This is a genomic window from Phenylobacterium sp. NIBR 498073 (genome assembly GCF_027286305.1).
Classification (GTDB): domain Bacteria; phylum Pseudomonadota; class Alphaproteobacteria; order Caulobacterales; family Caulobacteraceae; genus Phenylobacterium.
Genome location: NZ_CP114599.1, coordinates 2,272,884 through 2,288,993, shown reverse-complemented (window position 1 = coordinate 2,288,993; position 16,110 = coordinate 2,272,884). Strand labels below are relative to the sequence as shown.

The window sequence follows — 16,110 nt, the reverse complement described above, 5'->3', positions numbered from 1 at the left end:
TCTCAGTTTGAATATCGCGAGATCGCCAGATCCCGGGTGTCGATGGCGCACGGCGCGCCGCTGATCACGTCGGCGATCACCTGCCCTGATCCGCAGGCCATCGTCCAGCCGAGCGTGCCGTGGCCGGTGTTGAGGTAAAGATTGCCGATCCGCGTGCCGCCGACCACCGGCGTGCCGTCCGGGGTCATCGGCCGCAGGCCCGACCAGAAGCTCGCTGCGCCCGCGTCGCCCGCGCCGGGGAACAGGCTCTGCATCGAATGCTCCAGCGTGCGCCGCCGGCGCGGGTGCAGGTCGTTGTTGAAGCCGGAAATCTCGGCCATGCCGCCGACCCGGATGCGATCGCCCAGCCGGGTGATCGCCACCTTGTAGCTCTCGTCCAACAGGGTCGAGACCGGCGCACGCTCGGGATCGAGGATCGGCGCGGTGATCGAGTAGCCTTTCACCGGATAGACCGGCAGCCGCATCCCAAACGGCGCGACCAGGGCCGGCGAATAGCTGCCCATCGCCACCAGGAAGGCGTCCGCCGCGACCTCGCCGCGGCTGGTCCGCACGGCGGCGATCCGGTCGCCCTCCTTGCGCAGCCCGGCGATAGAGGTGTCGAACTGAAACTCGACCCCCAACCCCCTGGCCAGCTCGGCCAGCGCGTTGGTGAACTTGAAGCAGTCGCCGGTCTCGTCGTTCGGCAGGCGCAGGCCGCCGACGATCGGCTCCAACGCGTTGGCCAGCCCCGGCTCGGCCTTCGCGCAGCCGGCGGCGTCGAGAACCTCGTAGGGCACGCCGTAGGACTTCAGCACCTCAACGTCCTTGCCGATCCCGTCCATCTGCGCCTGGGTGCGGAACAGCTGCAGCGTGCCGCGGCTGCGCTCGTCATAGGCGATGCCCGTGTCGGCACGCAGCGCGATCAACAGGTCGCGGCTATACTCGGCCAGCCGGACCATGCGGCTCTTGTTCAGCGCATAGCGCGCCTCGGTGCAGTTGCGCAGGATCGACAGCAGCCAGCCGATAGTCGCCGCGTCTAGCTTGGGCCGCAGGATCAGCGGCGCATGCTCCATCAGCAGCCACTTCACCGCCTTGGCCGGAATGCCAGGCCCCGCCCAGGGCGAAGCGTAGCCCGGCGAGATCTCACCAGCGTTCGCGAAGCTGGTCTCCAGCGCCGGCCCCGGCTGACGTTCGATGACGGTCACCTCGTGACCGGCCTTGGCCAGGTAGTAGGCGGACGTGACGCCGATCACCCCGCCGCCCAGGACTGCCACCTTCATGCGTCGATCTCCACGCGCGCCTCTTGGGTCAGGTAGGTGCGCGCAAAGCGCCGGCCCAGCCCGGTCAGGACTTCATAGGCGATGGTCTCTGCCGCCGCTGCGACCGCCTCCAGCGACTGGTGCGGTCCGATCAGCTCGACGAAGTCGCCTTCCTTCAGCATGCCTTCGGGCAAGGCGCTGACATCCAGGGTCATGCTGTCCATCGATACTCGCCCGACGATCGGCAGGCGCACATCGCCCAGATAGGCCGCGACGCGGCCGCCCAGCCGGCGCGGCCAGCCGTCCGCATAGCCGACGCTGACCGTCGCCAGTCGCCTGCGCGCCTGGGCCACGTAGGTCAGGCCATAACCGACGCCCGCGCCGGCCTCGATGGTTCGCAGCTGGATCACCCGCGCCTCCAGCCGCACGACCGGCCGCACCGGGCTCGCCGCACCCTCGATCGGCGCCGCGCCGTAAAGCGCCAGTCCCGGCCGTACGAGGTCCTGGCGAAACTCCGGTGCGATGAACACGCCCGCCGAATTGGCCAGCGAACGCGGAATCTGGGGTCCGATCCGGTCGGCCAGCGCCTCGAAGCGCGCCAGCTGCTCCTGGTTCGCCGCCGCGCTGGGCGTGTCGCCGCACGCCAGGTGGCTCATCACCAGCACCACCTCGACATCGTCGGTCAGACCGGGCGTTAGCTGGTCGATGTCGCTCGCCGCCAGTCCCAGCCGCGACATGCCGCTGTCCACCTGAATCACGGCAGGCAGGCGGATGCCGCGCCGCCGCGCCTCAGCCCGCCAGCGACTGACCTGGCCCAGCGAGTTCAGCACCGGCACGACGCCGGCGGCGGCGCAGGTCGCCTCAGCGCCGGGCGGCAAGCCATTGAGCACGTAGACGCGTGCGTCGGCCGGCAGTTTCGGGGCCAGTTCCAAGGCCTCAGTGATCACGGCCACGAAGAAGTCCCGGCATCCGGCCTGCGCCAACGCACCGGCGACCTGTTCGGCGCCCAGGCCGTAGGAGTCGGCCTTCACGACCGCGGCGGCCCGAGCCGGCGCAGCGCGGTCGGCGATCATCAGGTAGTTGGCGCGCAACGCGGCGAGGTCGATGGTCAGGCGCCCGCCCGCCAGGCCGTCTGCCGGATCTTCGAAATTGGCCATCCTCGCCTCCCATGTGTCGGCGCGCAGCGAATGCTACTCGAAGATAATTCGAACGTTTTGCCTCATTGTCGTATGTTCAACGACTACGCGACCCATACACGCAAACTTCTCGCACACGAACGCAACATATGACCATCTCGCTCGACGACACCGACCGCAGCCTGATCCGGCTCCTGCGCCTGGATGGCCGCCGGCCCAACAGCGAACTGGCGGCCGAGGTCGGCCTCTCGGCCTCCGCCTGCCTGCGCCGCGTCCGCATGCTCGAGGAACGCGGCGTCATCCGGGGCTATACGGCGATCGTCGCCGCTCCCGACACCGAGGGCCGAGTCATCGCCATCGTTCGGCTGACGCTCGAGAAGCAGACCGAAGAATACCTGCGCCGCTTCGAGGCCGCCGTGCGCGAGCACCCCGAGATCGAGGAGTGCTACCTGATGACTGGCGACGTCGACTATATCCTGCGGGTCTCGGGCGCCAGCACGGCCGACTACGAGGCCATCCACACCGACATCCTCTCGCGGCTTCCCGGAGTGGCGCGCATCCACTCGAGCCTGGCGATGCGCAACGTGCTCCAGCAGCGCCCTGGCCGCCGTAGGCCTGCGGGCTGAACCGCCGCCCCAACGGCTTCACCCCGCATTCGTCGGCGCTGGGCGGTTTCGTCCCGTCGATCGCCCAGTTCGTAGAACGCCGCTTCAGCTTCCACGCCGCCTGCGCGATGCGGCGGATACGGAAACCTGGAGAAGCGCCTTGCGTATCTTGCCGGCCCTCGCAATCGCATCGTTGCTGTCGTCGACAGCCATCCCGCTGGCCGCCGAAGCCGCACAATGCTCGAGCGGATGGGCCGGGACGATCCAGTACACGCGCAACGAGGCCAACAGCGCCGCCAAGACCGAGCAGCGCGTCACCGGCAAGGGCACGGAGACGAGCAATTGGTCAATGACCTACGACTATGCCGCCCAGGTCTCGGTCCGCCCGGCGCCTGAGGCGGACTACAGCCTCGGCAAGGCCAACATCAGCCTGACGTCGGTCTCGACCGAAACCAAGTCCGCCCAGGACCGATACATCTGCCCCCACGAGCGCACTCCGCGCTCCATGTCGGGCAGCTTCATCAGCAAGACCGAGACCCGAGGAAACGGCGCGGGCCTGGAGGCGAACGTGCATGTCGGCGTGGATTCCGACGGAACCTACCGCGTCAGCGTCGGTCTGCCCGACATCCAGGGGACCGTCTCAGGCTCGAACTCATCGAGCTATAGCGGCCAATGCACTCCCAAGCAGGGCGTGAACCAATCCATCGCGGACATGCCGACGACGATCAACGGCTATACCTTCAGCAGCAGCGGCGCGGATCGCGTTTCGAAATCCAGCCCTGACCAGTTGGCCGGCAGTCACTCGGTCTCGGCCTACGGCGTCACCGAGACGTTGCGCTGGAGCCTGCGCCGCTGCGGCGGCGACCTGCGGCTGGTCGACGTCAAGTTCGAGGACATGCGCTTCCCCACCTGGGAGGCCTGGCAGGAGATTGTCGAGCAGCGCGGCACGACCGATGGCAACATCGTTCGGATCACGGCGCTCGTCGCCAATGACGGCCCCGAGGAGAAGTCGGCGACGATCAAGTTCCGCGAGACCTACAAGGGCGACAAGTGGGACGGCGCCAAGCCCGACGGATTGATCGAGGAACTCACGGTCAACGTCCCGGCCGGCGAACAGCGCGAGGTGGCGTTCAAGTGGGATTCCTCAGGCTACGCCTGGTACGATGACGGCCGCCCTCGCCTGATCCAGCGCATCAGGACCGAGGTCGAAGACGCCGGGAAGAAGGTCGACGACAAAACCTACAACCTGAAGGTCGCGCCCAAGCCGGTCGTCCTGGTCCACGGCCTATGGTCGAACTGGCAAGCTTGGGAAGTGTGGCAGAATATTCTGACCACCAGCCATTCCTACGACTGGAAGGCCTTCCCGGTCGGGCAGAAGCCGGAGCACGGCCGGATGAGCACGGGTGAGCAGCTCGGCAACACCGAACCAACCAACACCATCGCCCAGAACGCCGTCGAGCTCGGCCAGTACGTCAAGTACGCGCAGCAGGACCGCAACGCCTGGCACGTCGACCTCGTCGCCCACTCGATGGGCGGGCTGATCAGCCGGCGCTACATCCACGCGACCATGCCGACCTATCCGGACGGCAAGCCGCAGGTCGCCCATCTCGTGATGCTCGGAACCCCCAACATGGGCAGCCGCTGCGCCGACATCATCAGCGCGCCGCTGGAGACCGCCGGCCGCTCGATGGACGCCCTGCGCGAGCTACGGCCGAGCGTGGTCGCGCAGTTCAACGCGGTTCACACCGAGCGCAAGGGCGTTGAGTTCTCGATCCTGGCGGGTAATCCGCTGCCGGCCATCTGCTACATGTTCAACGAGAACGACGGGGTCGTCACGGTCCCGTCCGCGACCTGGGCGATCACCGACGCCGAGCAGCAAAGCGTACTGCATATCAACATGGCGACCGCCGAAGTCTTCTCGTCGTTCGTCAAGCCGCGGGTCGCCATCGGGCCGGCCAAGCAGAAACCCATCGAGCTCTCGGCGCTCGCCGCCGGAGCCTTCGGCCTCGACGCTGCGGCGCAGACCGACGCCTTCACGCCCGATTTCTCGAAGATCGTGAAACTCGCGCCCGGCCAGACCCTGAAGATCGACATCCCGGTCAAGCAGGCCCGCGACTTCGGCATGACCTTCATCGCCGCGAGCACGGTCTCGGCGAGCGTGATCGACGACAACGGCGCGGTCGTGGGCGAGAGCCTTAAGGACACGCCCGCGGCCAGCCAACTCTTTCGGTCCATCTACGCCGAACGGGCGGTCGCGGAGGGAACCTGGACGCTGAGCCTGCGGAACGACGACCAGGCCGAGCGGGAGGTCGTCCTCTCCACCTGGTCGAGACGCGACTGACGGCGCCTTTGTGGAAGACGGCGGGCTAAACCTGCCGCTAGCCCCCTATTCCCACTCGATCGTGCCGGGCGGCTTGGAGGTCACGTCGTAGACCACGCGGTTGACGCCGCGCACCTCGTTGATGATCCGCGTGGCGCAGCGGCCAAGAACTTCCCAAGGAAATTCAAAGAAGTCGGCGGTCATCCCGTCGGTCGAAGTGACCGCCCGCAGGGCCAGGACATCCTCGTAGGTCCGCGCATCGCCCATCACCCCTACCGTCTTAACCGGCAGCAATACGGCGAACGCCTGCCAGATGCTGTCGTAGAGCCCGGCCTTGCGGATTTCCTCAAGATAGATGGCGTCGGCCTGCTGCAGCACCGCCACCTTCTCCCGGGTGATCTCACCCGGAATGCGGATCGCCAGGCCCGGGCCCGGGAACGGATGGCGGCCGACGAACTGCGGCGGCAGGCCCAGTTCGACGCCCAACGCGCGCACCTCGTCCTTAAAGAGTTCGCGCAGCGGCTCGACCAGCTTGAGCTTCATGTAGTCCGGCAGGCCGCCGACATTGTGGTGGCTCTTGATCACCGCGGACGGGCCGCCCCGCGCCGAGACGCTCTCGATCACATCCGGATAGAGCGTGCCCTGGGCGAGGAAATTCGCGCCGTCGATCTTGGCCGCTTCCTTGTCGAAGACGTCGATGAACAGCTTGCCGATGGTTTTGCGCTTGGTCTCCGGGTCAGAGACCCCGGCCAACTCGCCGAGGAAAAGATCGCCCGCGTCAACGTGCACCAGCGGAATGTTGTAGTGATCGCGGAACATGGTCACCACCTGGGTGGCCTCGTCCTTGCGCAGCAGGCCGGTGTCGACAAAGACGCAGGTCAGCTGATCGCCGATCGCCTCGTGGATCAGCACCGCGGCCACCGAGCTATCGACCCCGCCCGACAGGCCGCAGATCACCCTGCCCTCGCCCACCTGGTCGCGGATCTTCTGGACCATCTCCTGGCGGAACGCCGCCATGGTCCAGTCGCCTTTCAGCCCGGCGATCTTGTGGGTGAAGTTGCGGAGCATCAGAGCCCCGCGGGGCGTGTGGGCCACCTCGGGGTGGAACTGGATGCCGTAGTAGCGACGGCCCTCGTCGGCGATCACCGCGAAGGGCGAGCCCTCCGACACCGCCACCGCCTCGAACCCCATCGGCAGGGCCGTGACCTTGTCGCCGTGGCTCATCCAGACCACCTCGCGATGGCCAACGCCGCCGAAGCCGTCCAGCAGCGGGCTTTCCTTGACGATCTCGATCTCGGCGCGGCCGAACTCGCGGGTCGTGCCCGGCTCGACCCGGCCGCCCAGCTCCGCGCACATGGTCTGCTCGCCGTAGCAGATGCCGAGCACCGGCACGCCGAGCTCGAAGACCTTCTTGGTGACGGCCGGGCTCTCGTCCTCATGGACGCTGGCCGGACCGCCGGACAGGATCACCGCCTTCGGCGAGAATCCGCCCAGCACCTCGTCGATCTTGTCGAAGGGGTGGATCTCGCAATAGACGCCGCTCTCGCGCACTCGGCGGGCGATGAGCTGGGTCACCTGGCTGCCGAAATCGACGATCAGGACTTTCTCGTGGGCGGGCTGGGTCATTGCGGGGTCCATTTGGCGCGCTCAAGCACGGCGACGAAAAAGCCGTCGGTGGCCGAGCTGCGGGGCGAGAGGCGAAGGTAACCCTCCGCCGTGAGGTGGGTGGCGAGGTGGGGGTTCTGGGTGGCCGGGATCACGTGGAAGTCCGTCCAGCGTTCGAGGAAAGCGACGACGCGGTCCTCGTCCTCTTCCGGCAGCACCGAGCAGGTGACATAGACGATCCGCCCTCCGGGCTTCACGAACTGGACGCCATGGTCGAGCACCGCGTCCTGGTCGGCGGTGCGCTGGGCCAGCGTCGCCGGCTTCAGCCGCCATTTGGTGTCGGGATGACGCCGCCAGGCGCCCGTGCCGGTGCAGGGCGCGTCGATGAAGACCACGTCGATCTTGCCGTCGAGGCCCTTCAGCGCATTGGGATAGATCGGCGAGCGGACCTGCAGGTTGCGGACGCCCGCCCGTTCGGAGCGTCGGACCGTATCGGATAGCCGCCGCGCTTCGCTGTCATAGGCGTAGATCTGGCCCTTGTTGGCCATGGCGGCGGCCAAGGCCAAGGTCTTGCCTCCGCCCCCAGCGCAGAGATCGAGCACCTGCGCGCCCTTGATCTCGCCGGCCGCCTCGGCGGCGATCTGCGAGGCGAGATCCTGAACCTCGAACCAGCCCTTAGAGAAGGCCGGGACCGCCTCCAGCGACTGGGTGCGCTGGCTCGGGTCAGGGGCGGGAATACGCAGCGCGTTCGGCAGCACGCCGGTCGGCTGGGCGCCCAGCGGCTCGAGCGCTTTGAGCGCCTGCTCGACGTCGGTCTTCAGGGTGTTGACCCGCAGGTCCACCGGAGCGCGCTCGGAAAGCATCGCCCCCTCCAGGGCCGCCTCATGGCCGAAGGCGCGCGCAAGCGACGGCTGCAGCCATTCGGGATAGTCGCCGCGGATCGACGGCGGCGCCTCGGCCATGTCGCGCGGCTGCATCAAGGCGACGCGCTCGGCCTCGCTCACCGCTCCGGGGCCATGCGGCGCGTCGGCCGCAGCTTCGGCGATCCGCTCCACCGGCCAGTTCCACAACGCATGCAGCGCGCAGAAGACCGCGGCCCGCGGGCTGTCGTCGCCCATGCGCCAGGCCAGCGAGCGGCGGCGGCGCAGGACATCGAGCACCAGGCCCGAGACCCAGGCGCGGTCCTTCGACCCGGCGAACCGAGACGCGTCTCCCCACGCCTTCAGCGCCAGCTTCACAGGCCGGTGGCGCGTCTCGACGTCGGTGAGGATCTCGATGGCTGCGGAGAGGCGTCCGCCGTCACGCAAGGGCTGTTCTCACAGTCAGAGGAAGATGGCGGCCACGACCGCCAGGGTGCCGCCAAAGCCCACGAACCAGACCAGCGTCCGCAGGTAAGGCACGTCCAGGACATAGGCGATGGGATGCAGCGCGCGCCCGGCAGTGTAGAGCACCGAGCCCCACAGCGTCAGGTCGCCCAGCTTGGCCGCCAGGTAGGCGACGATCACCGCCACGGCATGCAGCGGGAACGTCTCCTTGAAGTTGGCGAAGGCGCGGTCTAGCCGCGCCGCCGCCCCGGTGATCGGCCGCGGTTCGTCCCGCGGTCCGGCCGCCCACTTCAGGCCCTGCTGGCGCCGAGCTGCGGCCGCCGCCCAGAGCATCTGGATAAGGCCGATGATCACGGCCACGCCCAGCAGCTTCAGTTCGACGGCCATGGTCATCAGACCGGGCTCGTATAGTTCGGCGACTCGCGGGTCATCATCACGTCGTGGACGTGGCTCTCACGGAGCCCCGCGCCAGTGATGCGGATGAACCGCGCCTTGTTGCGGAAGGTCTCGAGGTCGCCCGCGCCCACATAGCCCATGGCCGCCCGCAGGCCGCCGACCATCTGGTGCAGGATGGCCCCGATCGGGCCCTTGTAGGCGACCTGGCCCTCGATGCCCTCAGGCACCAGCTTCAGCGCCGAGACTTCCTTCTGGAAGTAGCGGTCGGCCGAACCGTTTGCCATCGCGCCCAGCGAGCCCATGCCGCGGTAGGCCTTGTACGAGCGGCCCTGGTACAGGAACACCTCGCCCGGCGCCTCGTCGGTGCCGGCGAAGGCCGAGCCCATCATGGCCACCTGCGCGCCCATGGCGAGCGCCTTGGCCAGATCGCCCGAGTACTTGATGCCGCCGTCGGCGATCACCGGAACGTCGGTGCCCTTGGCGGCGCGGACCGCGTCGGCGATGGCCGTCAGTTGCGGCACGCCCACGCCCGCGACGATGCGGGTGGTGCAGATCGAGCCTGGGCCGATGCCGACCTTCACGGCGTCGGCGCCGGCGTCGATCAGGGCCCGCGCGCCTTCATAGGTGGCGACGTTGCCGGCAACGATCTGCACGCGGTTGGTCTCGCGCTTCAGACGCCCGACCGCCTTGGCGACGTCGGCGTTGTGGCCATGGGCGGTGTCGATGACCACCACGTCCACGCCGGCGTCCACCAGGGCCATCGAGCGCTCGTAGCCGGCGTCGCCGACAGTGGAGGCCGCGCCGACCAGCAGGCGGCCCTGGGCGTCCTTGGCCGCAGACGGATAGGCCTGTGCCTTTTCCATGTCCTTGACGGTGATCAGGCCGACCGCGTGATAGTCGTCGTCGACGACGATCAGGCGTTCGATCTTGTGCTTGCGCAGCAGCTCGCGGGCTTCGGCCTGGCTGACGCCCTGGCGGACAACGATCAGGTTGTCCTTGGTCATCAGTTCCTTGGCCGGGATGTCGTCCCGGCCTTCGAAACGCATGTCGCGGTTGGTCAGGATGCCGACCAGCTTGCCGGTGCCCGGCTCGACCACGGGGAAGCCCGAGATCTTGCGGCGCGCCTTGATCTCCCGGACCTCGCGAAGCGTGGTTTCCGGGTTGATGGTCAGCGGATTGATGACCATCCCGCTCTCATAGCGCTTCACCTCGCGGACCTGGTCGGCCTGCTCCTCGACGGTGAGGTTCCGGTGCAGCACGCCCAGACCGCCGGCCTGGGCCATGGCGATGGCGAGGCGGCTCTCGGTGACCGTGTCCATGGCGGAGGACACGAGGGGAATATTGAGACTGATTTCGCGAGTGAACTTGGTGGCGGTGTCCACCTGGGTGGGCATCACGTCGGACGCACCCGGTTCCAGCAAAACGTCGTCGAAGGTGAGACCTTCGCGAATGTCCATGTAAGGCTCCATTTTGCGAGCCGCGTATAAGCCCTCTCGGGCGTTCCCGGCAAGGCCTGGATCGAGCGTAATCATGCCGCAGCGTGCTCCTTTTGAGGTTTGGAATGGGTCTGAAGGCCGAAAGTCATGGCGAACATGACCAGGCAGAGGCCTGCTGACAGGGCCAGAGCCGCCTTTGGCGACTCGGCCAGGACCATGGCGTAGAGGGCGGGGCCGCCGATCTGGACGATCTGGGCCGGCCGCGACAGCCGGGCCGATCGGTAGGCATAGTTCGCAGGCCCGTAGAGGCTGAGCGGCAAGACGCCCTTGGCGACGGTCAGCATCCCGCTTCCAGCCCCGTGGCCAAGGGCCATAAACGGCGCGCCCTGCGCGCCCAGGGCCAGCAGCCCCGTAGCACCCAGTGGGTGCATGAGCGTCGCAACTCGGGTCGCGATCAGCGGCCGGAAGCGGCGCAGAACCGTGAATTCGGCGAACCGCACCGTCACCGACGCGAGCCCCGTGAGCCCCGCAATCGCCGCGGCCTTCGCTGGCGTCAGGCCAAATTCACTCAGCAGCCGGGGCAGATGGCTGCTCATGCTCGTCGAGACAAACCAGGAGCAGGCGAACAGCGCGGCCATCTGCACCATGCGGCGATCCCAGACGACGGGCTCCCCCGCCCCCTCGCCCATTCCAGCCGCCGACCTGCCCCGGACCTTCGGAACCGCCAGCGCGGAGAGCGGCATTAGGGCCAGTTGGGCCAGCGCCCAGGCGATGCAGGCGCCACGCCAACCGAGGGCCTGCTCGAAATGCAGGGTCAAAGGCCAGCCGACCGTCGAGCCCAGCGCGCCCAGCAGCGCGACGCCGGTGATCGGCCGGCGCGCCGCCTCCCCATAGAGCGACACCAGGATCGCAAACGGCGTCCCATAGAGGCCGATCGCCATGCCCAATCCGATGACCAGGATGGCCAGCGTGATCGTCAGTCCGCCCTGCGCCAGCGCGAGAAGCACAAGCCCGATCGCGAAGATGAGGTTGGAGAGCAGCAGCATGCCCTTGCCGCCATGAGCGTCCATCCAGCGGCCATAAGGTGCGGCGACCAGCGGCGTGACCACCATCGCGACCGACATCAGGCTGAAGACGAAGGTGGGCGGCAGCGCCAGATCGGCGGCGATCGGGTCGCCCAGAACGCCCAGCAGGTAGAAGCTCGAGGCGAAGGCGACCAATTGGCCAAGCCCCAAGACCAGGGTGACAGCGGCTTTGGGTTTGGGCGCTCCCGACATGGCGAGCTTGTGCGCTTATTGGAGATTTGAGGAAAACGATATATTCGACATCATATGTTCGAAAACCTCACACCTGGGGCGCTGCCGTCGCTCAACGCCCTTCGGGCTTTCGAAGCGATGGCGCGCACCGGCCGCGCGACTCTCGCCGCCGACGAACTACACGTCACCCACAGCGCGGTGAGCCGGCAGGTGAAGGCGCTGGAGGAAGCGTTGGGCGTCCGGCTGTTCACCGGGCCCAAGCACCGGCTGGAGCTGACGGAGGCCGGCCGCAACCTGCTGCCGCCGCTGACCGGCGCCTTCGACCAGATCGCTACGGCGGTGCGGCAGGTGCGGGCGAGCGGCGAAGATCTGCTGATTGCCGTCAACGCCAGCGTTTCGGTCAAATGGCTGATCCCGCGTCTGGGCGGCTTCACCAGCGCCCACCCGGGCGTGAACCTCCAGCTCGCTGAACTGCCGTCGCACGCCACCTCGTATCGCGGCGCTCACGCGGTGGTGCGGATCGTGCCCAGCAGCCGGTTGGCCGCGGCCGGTGCGACGCGGCTCATCCAGAGCCATCTGGGCCTGGTCATGTCGCCCGCATTGGCCGAACGGTTCGGCGGCGATCCGCTGAGGGCGCCCAGGCTGATGGCCCAGACCCACCCCCAGGGCTGGGCGATCTGGGCGGCCTTGGCAGGCGTCGAGCTGCCGCCAAGTCCGGAGCAGCCGTTCGCACACCTGCATTTCGCGCTGGACGCCGCCATCGCCGGCCTGGGCGTCGCGGTAATGCCCTGGCCGCTGGTGGCGGACTACGTGCGCGCCGGCCGCCTCATAGCGCCGTTCGGGTTTCGCAGAGCTGAGAGCGCCTTTGCGCTGCTCGCCGCCCCTGGGGTCAACAGCCGCGCGCTGGATCAGTTCAGGACGTGGCTGATCTCGGAGGGCGCCAAGACCCCTGCCCCCCTAGCTGACCCTGCTCAGGCGCCTTTGAAGCCCGTCGCGACCAGATAGACCTCGGAGCTGTCGGCTCGGCTCGCCTTGGGCTTGATGTTCCTCACATCATTGAAGTGGCGCTTGAGCTCGGCGATAACCTCGGCGGTCTCTCCGCCCTGGAACGCCTTGGCGACGAATGCGCCGCCGGGCTTCAGGACGCTGATCGCGAAATCGGCGGCGGCCTCGATCAGCCCCATGATCCGCAGGTGATCAGTGCGCTTATGGCCGACCGTATTCGGGGCCATGTCCGAGAGCACGACGTCTGGACGCCCGCCGAGCAGCTCGATGAGCTTGGGGCCGCACTCCGGATCGGTGAAGTCCATTTCCAGGATGTGGGCCGGCGGCAGAGGATCGACGGGCAGCAAATCCACCCCCACGATGTTGGTCACGCCGCGCTCAATGGCGACCTGCGTCCAGCCTCCGGGCGCCAGCCCCAGGTCGATGACCCGCGCGCCCGGCTTCAGCAGCTTCAGGCGATCGTCGAGTTCGGTCATCTTGTAGGCCGCGCGGCTGCGATAGCCGTGCGCGCGGGCCTTGGCCGAGAACGGGTCGTTGATCTGCCGGTTCAGCCAGGCTTGCTGGGACGGCGTGCGATCCTTGGCCGTCTTCAGGCGCGCGGGCTTGCCACGACCTTCTTCAAGTCCGCCGGACGGCGGTTTGACCATGCGTTTGCGGGGCGGTTCGTTCATTCGGAGGCGTTTACCGCGGATGCCGCGCCCGATCCACGCCCGCGCCGCCGACGACGGCGACGACGACGTTTTCCGGTTCCCGACATCAGCGACATCAGGATGCCCTCGCGCAGGCCACGGTCGGCGACGCGGACCCGCGTGCAGGGCCACAGCTCCTGCACCGCCTGGAGGATGGCCGCCCCCGCCAGAACCAGGTCGGCGCGGTCAGGGCCGATGCACGGCTGGCCGGCGCGCTCGGCCGGGCTGAGCTCCAGCAGCAGTTGGGCGGCGGCGTCGCACTGCGCGCGGCTCATCCAGATGCCGTCGACGACGCTGCGGTCGTAGCGGCGCAGGCCCAGATGCATGCCCGCCAGGCTGGTGATGGCGCCTGAAGTGCCGACGAGATGGGCAGCGCCTGCATCGAACACCGGCCGCAGGTCGTCGGCGTGGCGGAAGGAGGCGAGTTCATCCTTCACCGCATCGACCATCGCGCGGAACCAGCCCTCGGTCGCACGCTCGCCTTCCGGAAAGCGCTCGGCCAGGGTGACCACGCCGATCGGGATCGACAGCCATGCCTTGATCGGCAACTGCGAGGCCGAGAACTTGCCGAGTTCGGTGTCCAGGCCGCCCGCCGTCAGGTCCACCCAGGAGAGCTCTGTCGAGCCGCCGCCGACGTCGACCACCAGCGCAGCCTGCGCCTGACGGTCGAGCAGGTTCAGGCAACCGGCCACCGACAGGTGCGCCTCTTCCCGCGGGGTGATGATCTGAAGGTTCAGCCCGGTCTCGGCGGCGACGCGCTCCACGAACTCCTGTCCGTTCTCCGCCGCACGACAGGCCTGGGTGGCGATCGCCTTGAGCTTGACCACTTTGCGGCGGCGCACCTTCTCGGCGCTGACCTTGAGCGCGGCCATGGCCCGATCCATGGCTGCGTCAGATAGTCGCCCTGTCTGCGAGAGGCCTTCGCCGAGACGCACGATCCGCGAATAGGCTTCTACGACGCGGAATCCGCGCCCCATCGGCGTAGCGATGAGCAGGCGGCAATTGTTCGTACCCAGATCGAGCGCGCCATAGCACGGCGAATCCGCCGAGGGCGCGGCCGGGCCCTTGCGAGACGCGGATTCCGCTATCCGATCAAGTGTCGCGGTCACCGGAACGGCGACCGAAACGCTTGCATTTCAAGGCCTTGGAACACGTTCGACCCAAACGTGCTCAACAGCGCCACCCTCATGGACCGACATCCGTCCCTAACAGGCGCCTACGTTGACGCCTCGTTTCACAGGCGACTGTAGCAAGGCGGTTCGCCTCTCGGAAGGCGCGCACTTGCGCCGCGAACGATGAGCAGTACGTTCACCTCCCAGTTAGGCGCCGGGGTCTAGAGTCGGTTTTATGGACGCTCGAATCGAAAAAAGCGGACGAGACTTGGTGGCGCCCCCGACGGTGCTGACCGAGGCCCGTCTGGCCAAGTACGCCATCGGACAGGTCGTCCGGCACCGGCACTATCCGTTCCGCGGCGTGATTTTCGACGTCGATCCGACGTTCGCCAACACCGAGCAGTGGTGGCTGTCGATCCCGGAGGAAATCCGCCCGCGCAAGGACCAGCCGTTCTACCATCTGCTGGCCGAGAACGACGAGAACGCCTACGTCGCCTATGTCTCGGAGCAGAACCTGATGCCTGACGACAGCGGCGAGCCGGTCGGCCACCCGCAGGCCGCCCTGATTTTCGAATCCTTCGAAGAGGGGCACTACGTGCTGCGCCCGCGGATCAGCCACTAGGCCAGCAGCAAGGCCGTTCCTCCAGTCGCGGCCCGAACGAAATCTTTATCCGCCGAACTTCGATTTTCCGGCACAGTTCGAACGGAAGTTTCGCGGCGACACGCTCATTCTACCGACATGAGCGCAGACGGTTTCAGCATCACCCCGCCGCCCGAAGCCCGGGCCGATTGGACGATCGACCAGGATTGGGCGAGCTACACTCAGGCCGAGCATCAGGTCTGGATGACGCTCTATGAGCGCCAGGCGCAGTTGTTGCCCGGCCGCGCCTGCGATGCGTTTCTGCACGGCCTCGATGCACTGGACCTGCATCGCGGCGGCATCCCCGATTTCGCACGCATCAACGAGGAACTGCGCAAGCTGACCGGCTGGTCCGTGGTCGCCGTGCCCGGCCTGGTCCCCGACGACGTATTCTTCGACCACCTGGCCAACCGCCGATTCCCGGCCGGCCGCTTCATCCGCAAGCCGCACGAACTCGACTACCTGCAAGAACCGGACGTCTTCCACGACGTGTTCGGCCACGTGCCGATGCTGACCGACCCCATCTTCGCCGACTACATGCAGGCCTATGGCGAGGGCGGACTGAAGGCGCTCGGCCGCGGTCAGTTGCACAATCTGGCGCGGCTCTACTGGTACACGGTCGAATTCGGCCTCATGGAGACGCCGCAGGGCCTGCGGATCTACGGGGCCGGTATCGTCTCGAGCCGATCGGAATCGATCTTCGCGCTCGACGATCCCTCCCCCAACCGGATCGGGTTCGACCTTGAGCGGGTCATGCGCACGCCCTACCGCATCGACGACTTCCAGCAGGTCTACTTCGTCATTCCGTCGCTGAAGGCGCTGCGGGAGACGACGCTCGCCGACTTCACCGCCGTCTATGCGCGTCTGGAAAACGAGCCGGACATCGCCATCGACGCCATGGCGCCCGGGGACCGGATATTCACCTGCGGGACCCAGGCCTACGCCGAACGCGGCGGTCGACTGGCGGCCGGCTAGCCGCCGGCCTTCTCCCGATCGAACAGCGTCTGGAAGCCCTTCTGGATCTCCAGCCGCTGCTCGGGCGTGAAGACGCGGTAGCGTTGCGCCTTCGGCCCCGAGGCGGCTCCGATCTCCTGATCGGTGACGTAGATGAAGCGCCCCTGGAAGGCGCCCGTCACCGGCAGGCCGCTGGTGATCCGCAGCCCCTCCAGTTGAACCGCGCAGTTCTCCAGCGTGTCGATATTCGGAGCGATCGGGCGGAAGTCCGGCTTGCCATTCATGCCTTCGACCATGCGCCAGCAGACCCCGGGGTTAGTCGGCGCCGTCAGCGGCTTTTCGCATCCGGCGAGCAGCACGGGCGTCAGCAGAACCGGAAGAAGCCGTCGCATC

The 16,110-nt window shown here is 67.5% G+C and carries 15 protein-coding genes; 5 read left to right on the top strand and 10 right to left on the bottom strand.

Annotated features, from left to right (window positions below):
• Window positions 1-2 precede the first annotated feature (2 nt).
• Together O4N75_RS11410 and alr are read right to left on the bottom strand one after the other, a co-directional pair.
• On the bottom strand, window positions 3-1,259 hold the full coding sequence (locus O4N75_RS11410) for a D-amino acid dehydrogenase (protein ID WP_269625674.1): 1,257 nt from the start codon (window positions 1,257-1,259) through the stop codon (window positions 3-5).
• A complete protein-coding gene (gene alr / locus O4N75_RS11405; RefSeq protein WP_269625673.1) occupies window positions 1,256-2,395 on the bottom strand; it encodes an alanine racemase in 1,140 nt (379 codons plus the stop codon). The genes O4N75_RS11410 and alr overlap by 4 nt, the downstream gene beginning before the upstream one ends.
• A 128-nt stretch (window positions 2,396-2,523) precedes the next feature.
• On the opposite strand from alr, the gene O4N75_RS11400 reads away from it, so the two are divergent.
• Together O4N75_RS11400 and O4N75_RS11395 are read left to right on the top strand one after the other, a co-directional pair.
• On the top strand, window positions 2,524-3,000 hold the full coding sequence (locus O4N75_RS11400; RefSeq protein ID WP_269625672.1) for an Lrp/AsnC family transcriptional regulator: 477 nt from the start codon (window positions 2,524-2,526) through the stop codon (window positions 2,998-3,000).
• Between the two features lie 139 nt (window positions 3,001-3,139).
• The gene (locus tag O4N75_RS11395; protein ID WP_269625671.1) at window positions 3,140-5,320 is read left to right on the top strand and encodes an alpha/beta fold hydrolase; all 2,181 of its coding nucleotides are present in this window, start codon (window positions 3,140-3,142) and stop codon (window positions 5,318-5,320) included.
• Between the two features lie 45 nt (window positions 5,321-5,365).
• On the opposite strand, the gene guaA is transcribed toward O4N75_RS11395, so the two are convergent.
• From guaA to O4N75_RS11370, 5 genes are all read right to left on the bottom strand, one after another.
• Window positions 5,366-6,925 (bottom strand): glutamine-hydrolyzing GMP synthase, encoded by a 1,560-nt coding sequence (gene guaA / locus O4N75_RS11390; protein ID WP_267231125.1) that lies wholly within the window; start codon window positions 6,923-6,925, stop codon window positions 5,366-5,368.
• Window positions 6,922-8,211, bottom strand: coding sequence for an RsmB/NOP family class I SAM-dependent RNA methyltransferase (locus O4N75_RS11385; RefSeq protein ID WP_269625670.1), 1,290 nt, complete (start codon window positions 8,209-8,211; stop codon window positions 6,922-6,924). The genes guaA and O4N75_RS11385 overlap by 4 nt, the downstream gene beginning before the upstream one ends.
• Window positions 8,212-8,226: 15 nt before the next feature.
• Window positions 8,227-8,622 (bottom strand): MAPEG family protein, encoded by a 396-nt coding sequence (locus O4N75_RS11380; RefSeq protein ID WP_269625669.1) that lies wholly within the window; start codon window positions 8,620-8,622, stop codon window positions 8,227-8,229.
• A complete protein-coding gene (gene guaB, locus O4N75_RS11375; RefSeq protein WP_269625668.1) occupies window positions 8,622-10,082 on the bottom strand; it encodes an IMP dehydrogenase in 1,461 nt (486 codons plus the stop codon). The genes O4N75_RS11380 and guaB overlap by 1 nt, the downstream gene beginning before the upstream one ends.
• Before the next feature lie 71 nt (window positions 10,083-10,153).
• Window positions 10,154-11,338, bottom strand: a complete 1,185-nt coding sequence (locus O4N75_RS11370; protein WP_269625667.1) for an MFS transporter — start codon at window positions 11,336-11,338, stop codon at window positions 10,154-10,156.
• Between the two features lie 54 nt (window positions 11,339-11,392).
• Between O4N75_RS11370 and O4N75_RS11365 the strand changes: the two genes are divergently transcribed.
• Window positions 11,393-12,322, top strand: coding sequence for a LysR family transcriptional regulator (locus O4N75_RS11365; protein WP_269625666.1), 930 nt, complete (start codon window positions 11,393-11,395; stop codon window positions 12,320-12,322).
• Here O4N75_RS11365 and O4N75_RS11360 read toward each other — a convergent pair.
• Complete coding sequence (locus O4N75_RS11360; protein WP_269625665.1) at window positions 12,289-12,993, bottom strand: RlmE family RNA methyltransferase; 705 nt, start codon at window positions 12,991-12,993, stop codon at window positions 12,289-12,291. The genes O4N75_RS11365 and O4N75_RS11360 overlap by 34 nt on opposite strands.
• Window positions 12,990-14,099, bottom strand: coding sequence for a Ppx/GppA phosphatase family protein (locus tag O4N75_RS11355; protein ID WP_269629361.1), 1,110 nt, complete (start codon window positions 14,097-14,099; stop codon window positions 12,990-12,992). Before O4N75_RS11355 ends, O4N75_RS11360 begins: the two co-directional genes overlap by 4 nt.
• 259 nt (window positions 14,100-14,358) lie before the next feature.
• On the opposite strand from O4N75_RS11355, the gene hspQ reads away from it, so the two are divergent.
• On the top strand, window positions 14,359-14,745 hold the full coding sequence (gene hspQ, locus O4N75_RS11350; protein WP_269625664.1) for a heat shock protein HspQ: 387 nt from the start codon (window positions 14,359-14,361) through the stop codon (window positions 14,743-14,745).
• A gap of 117 nt (window positions 14,746-14,862) precedes the next feature.
• The gene (phhA, locus tag O4N75_RS11345; RefSeq protein WP_269625663.1) at window positions 14,863-15,738 is read left to right on the top strand and encodes a phenylalanine 4-monooxygenase; all 876 of its coding nucleotides are present in this window, start codon (window positions 14,863-14,865) and stop codon (window positions 15,736-15,738) included.
• Here the strand turns inward: phhA and O4N75_RS11340 are convergent.
• Window positions 15,735-16,109 carry a hypothetical protein gene (locus O4N75_RS11340; RefSeq protein ID WP_269625662.1) on the bottom strand — a complete coding sequence of 125 codons (375 nt, stop codon included), beginning with the start codon at window positions 16,107-16,109 and terminating at the stop codon, window positions 15,735-15,737. The genes phhA and O4N75_RS11340 overlap by 4 nt on opposite strands.
• Window position 16,110 lies beyond the last annotated feature (1 nt).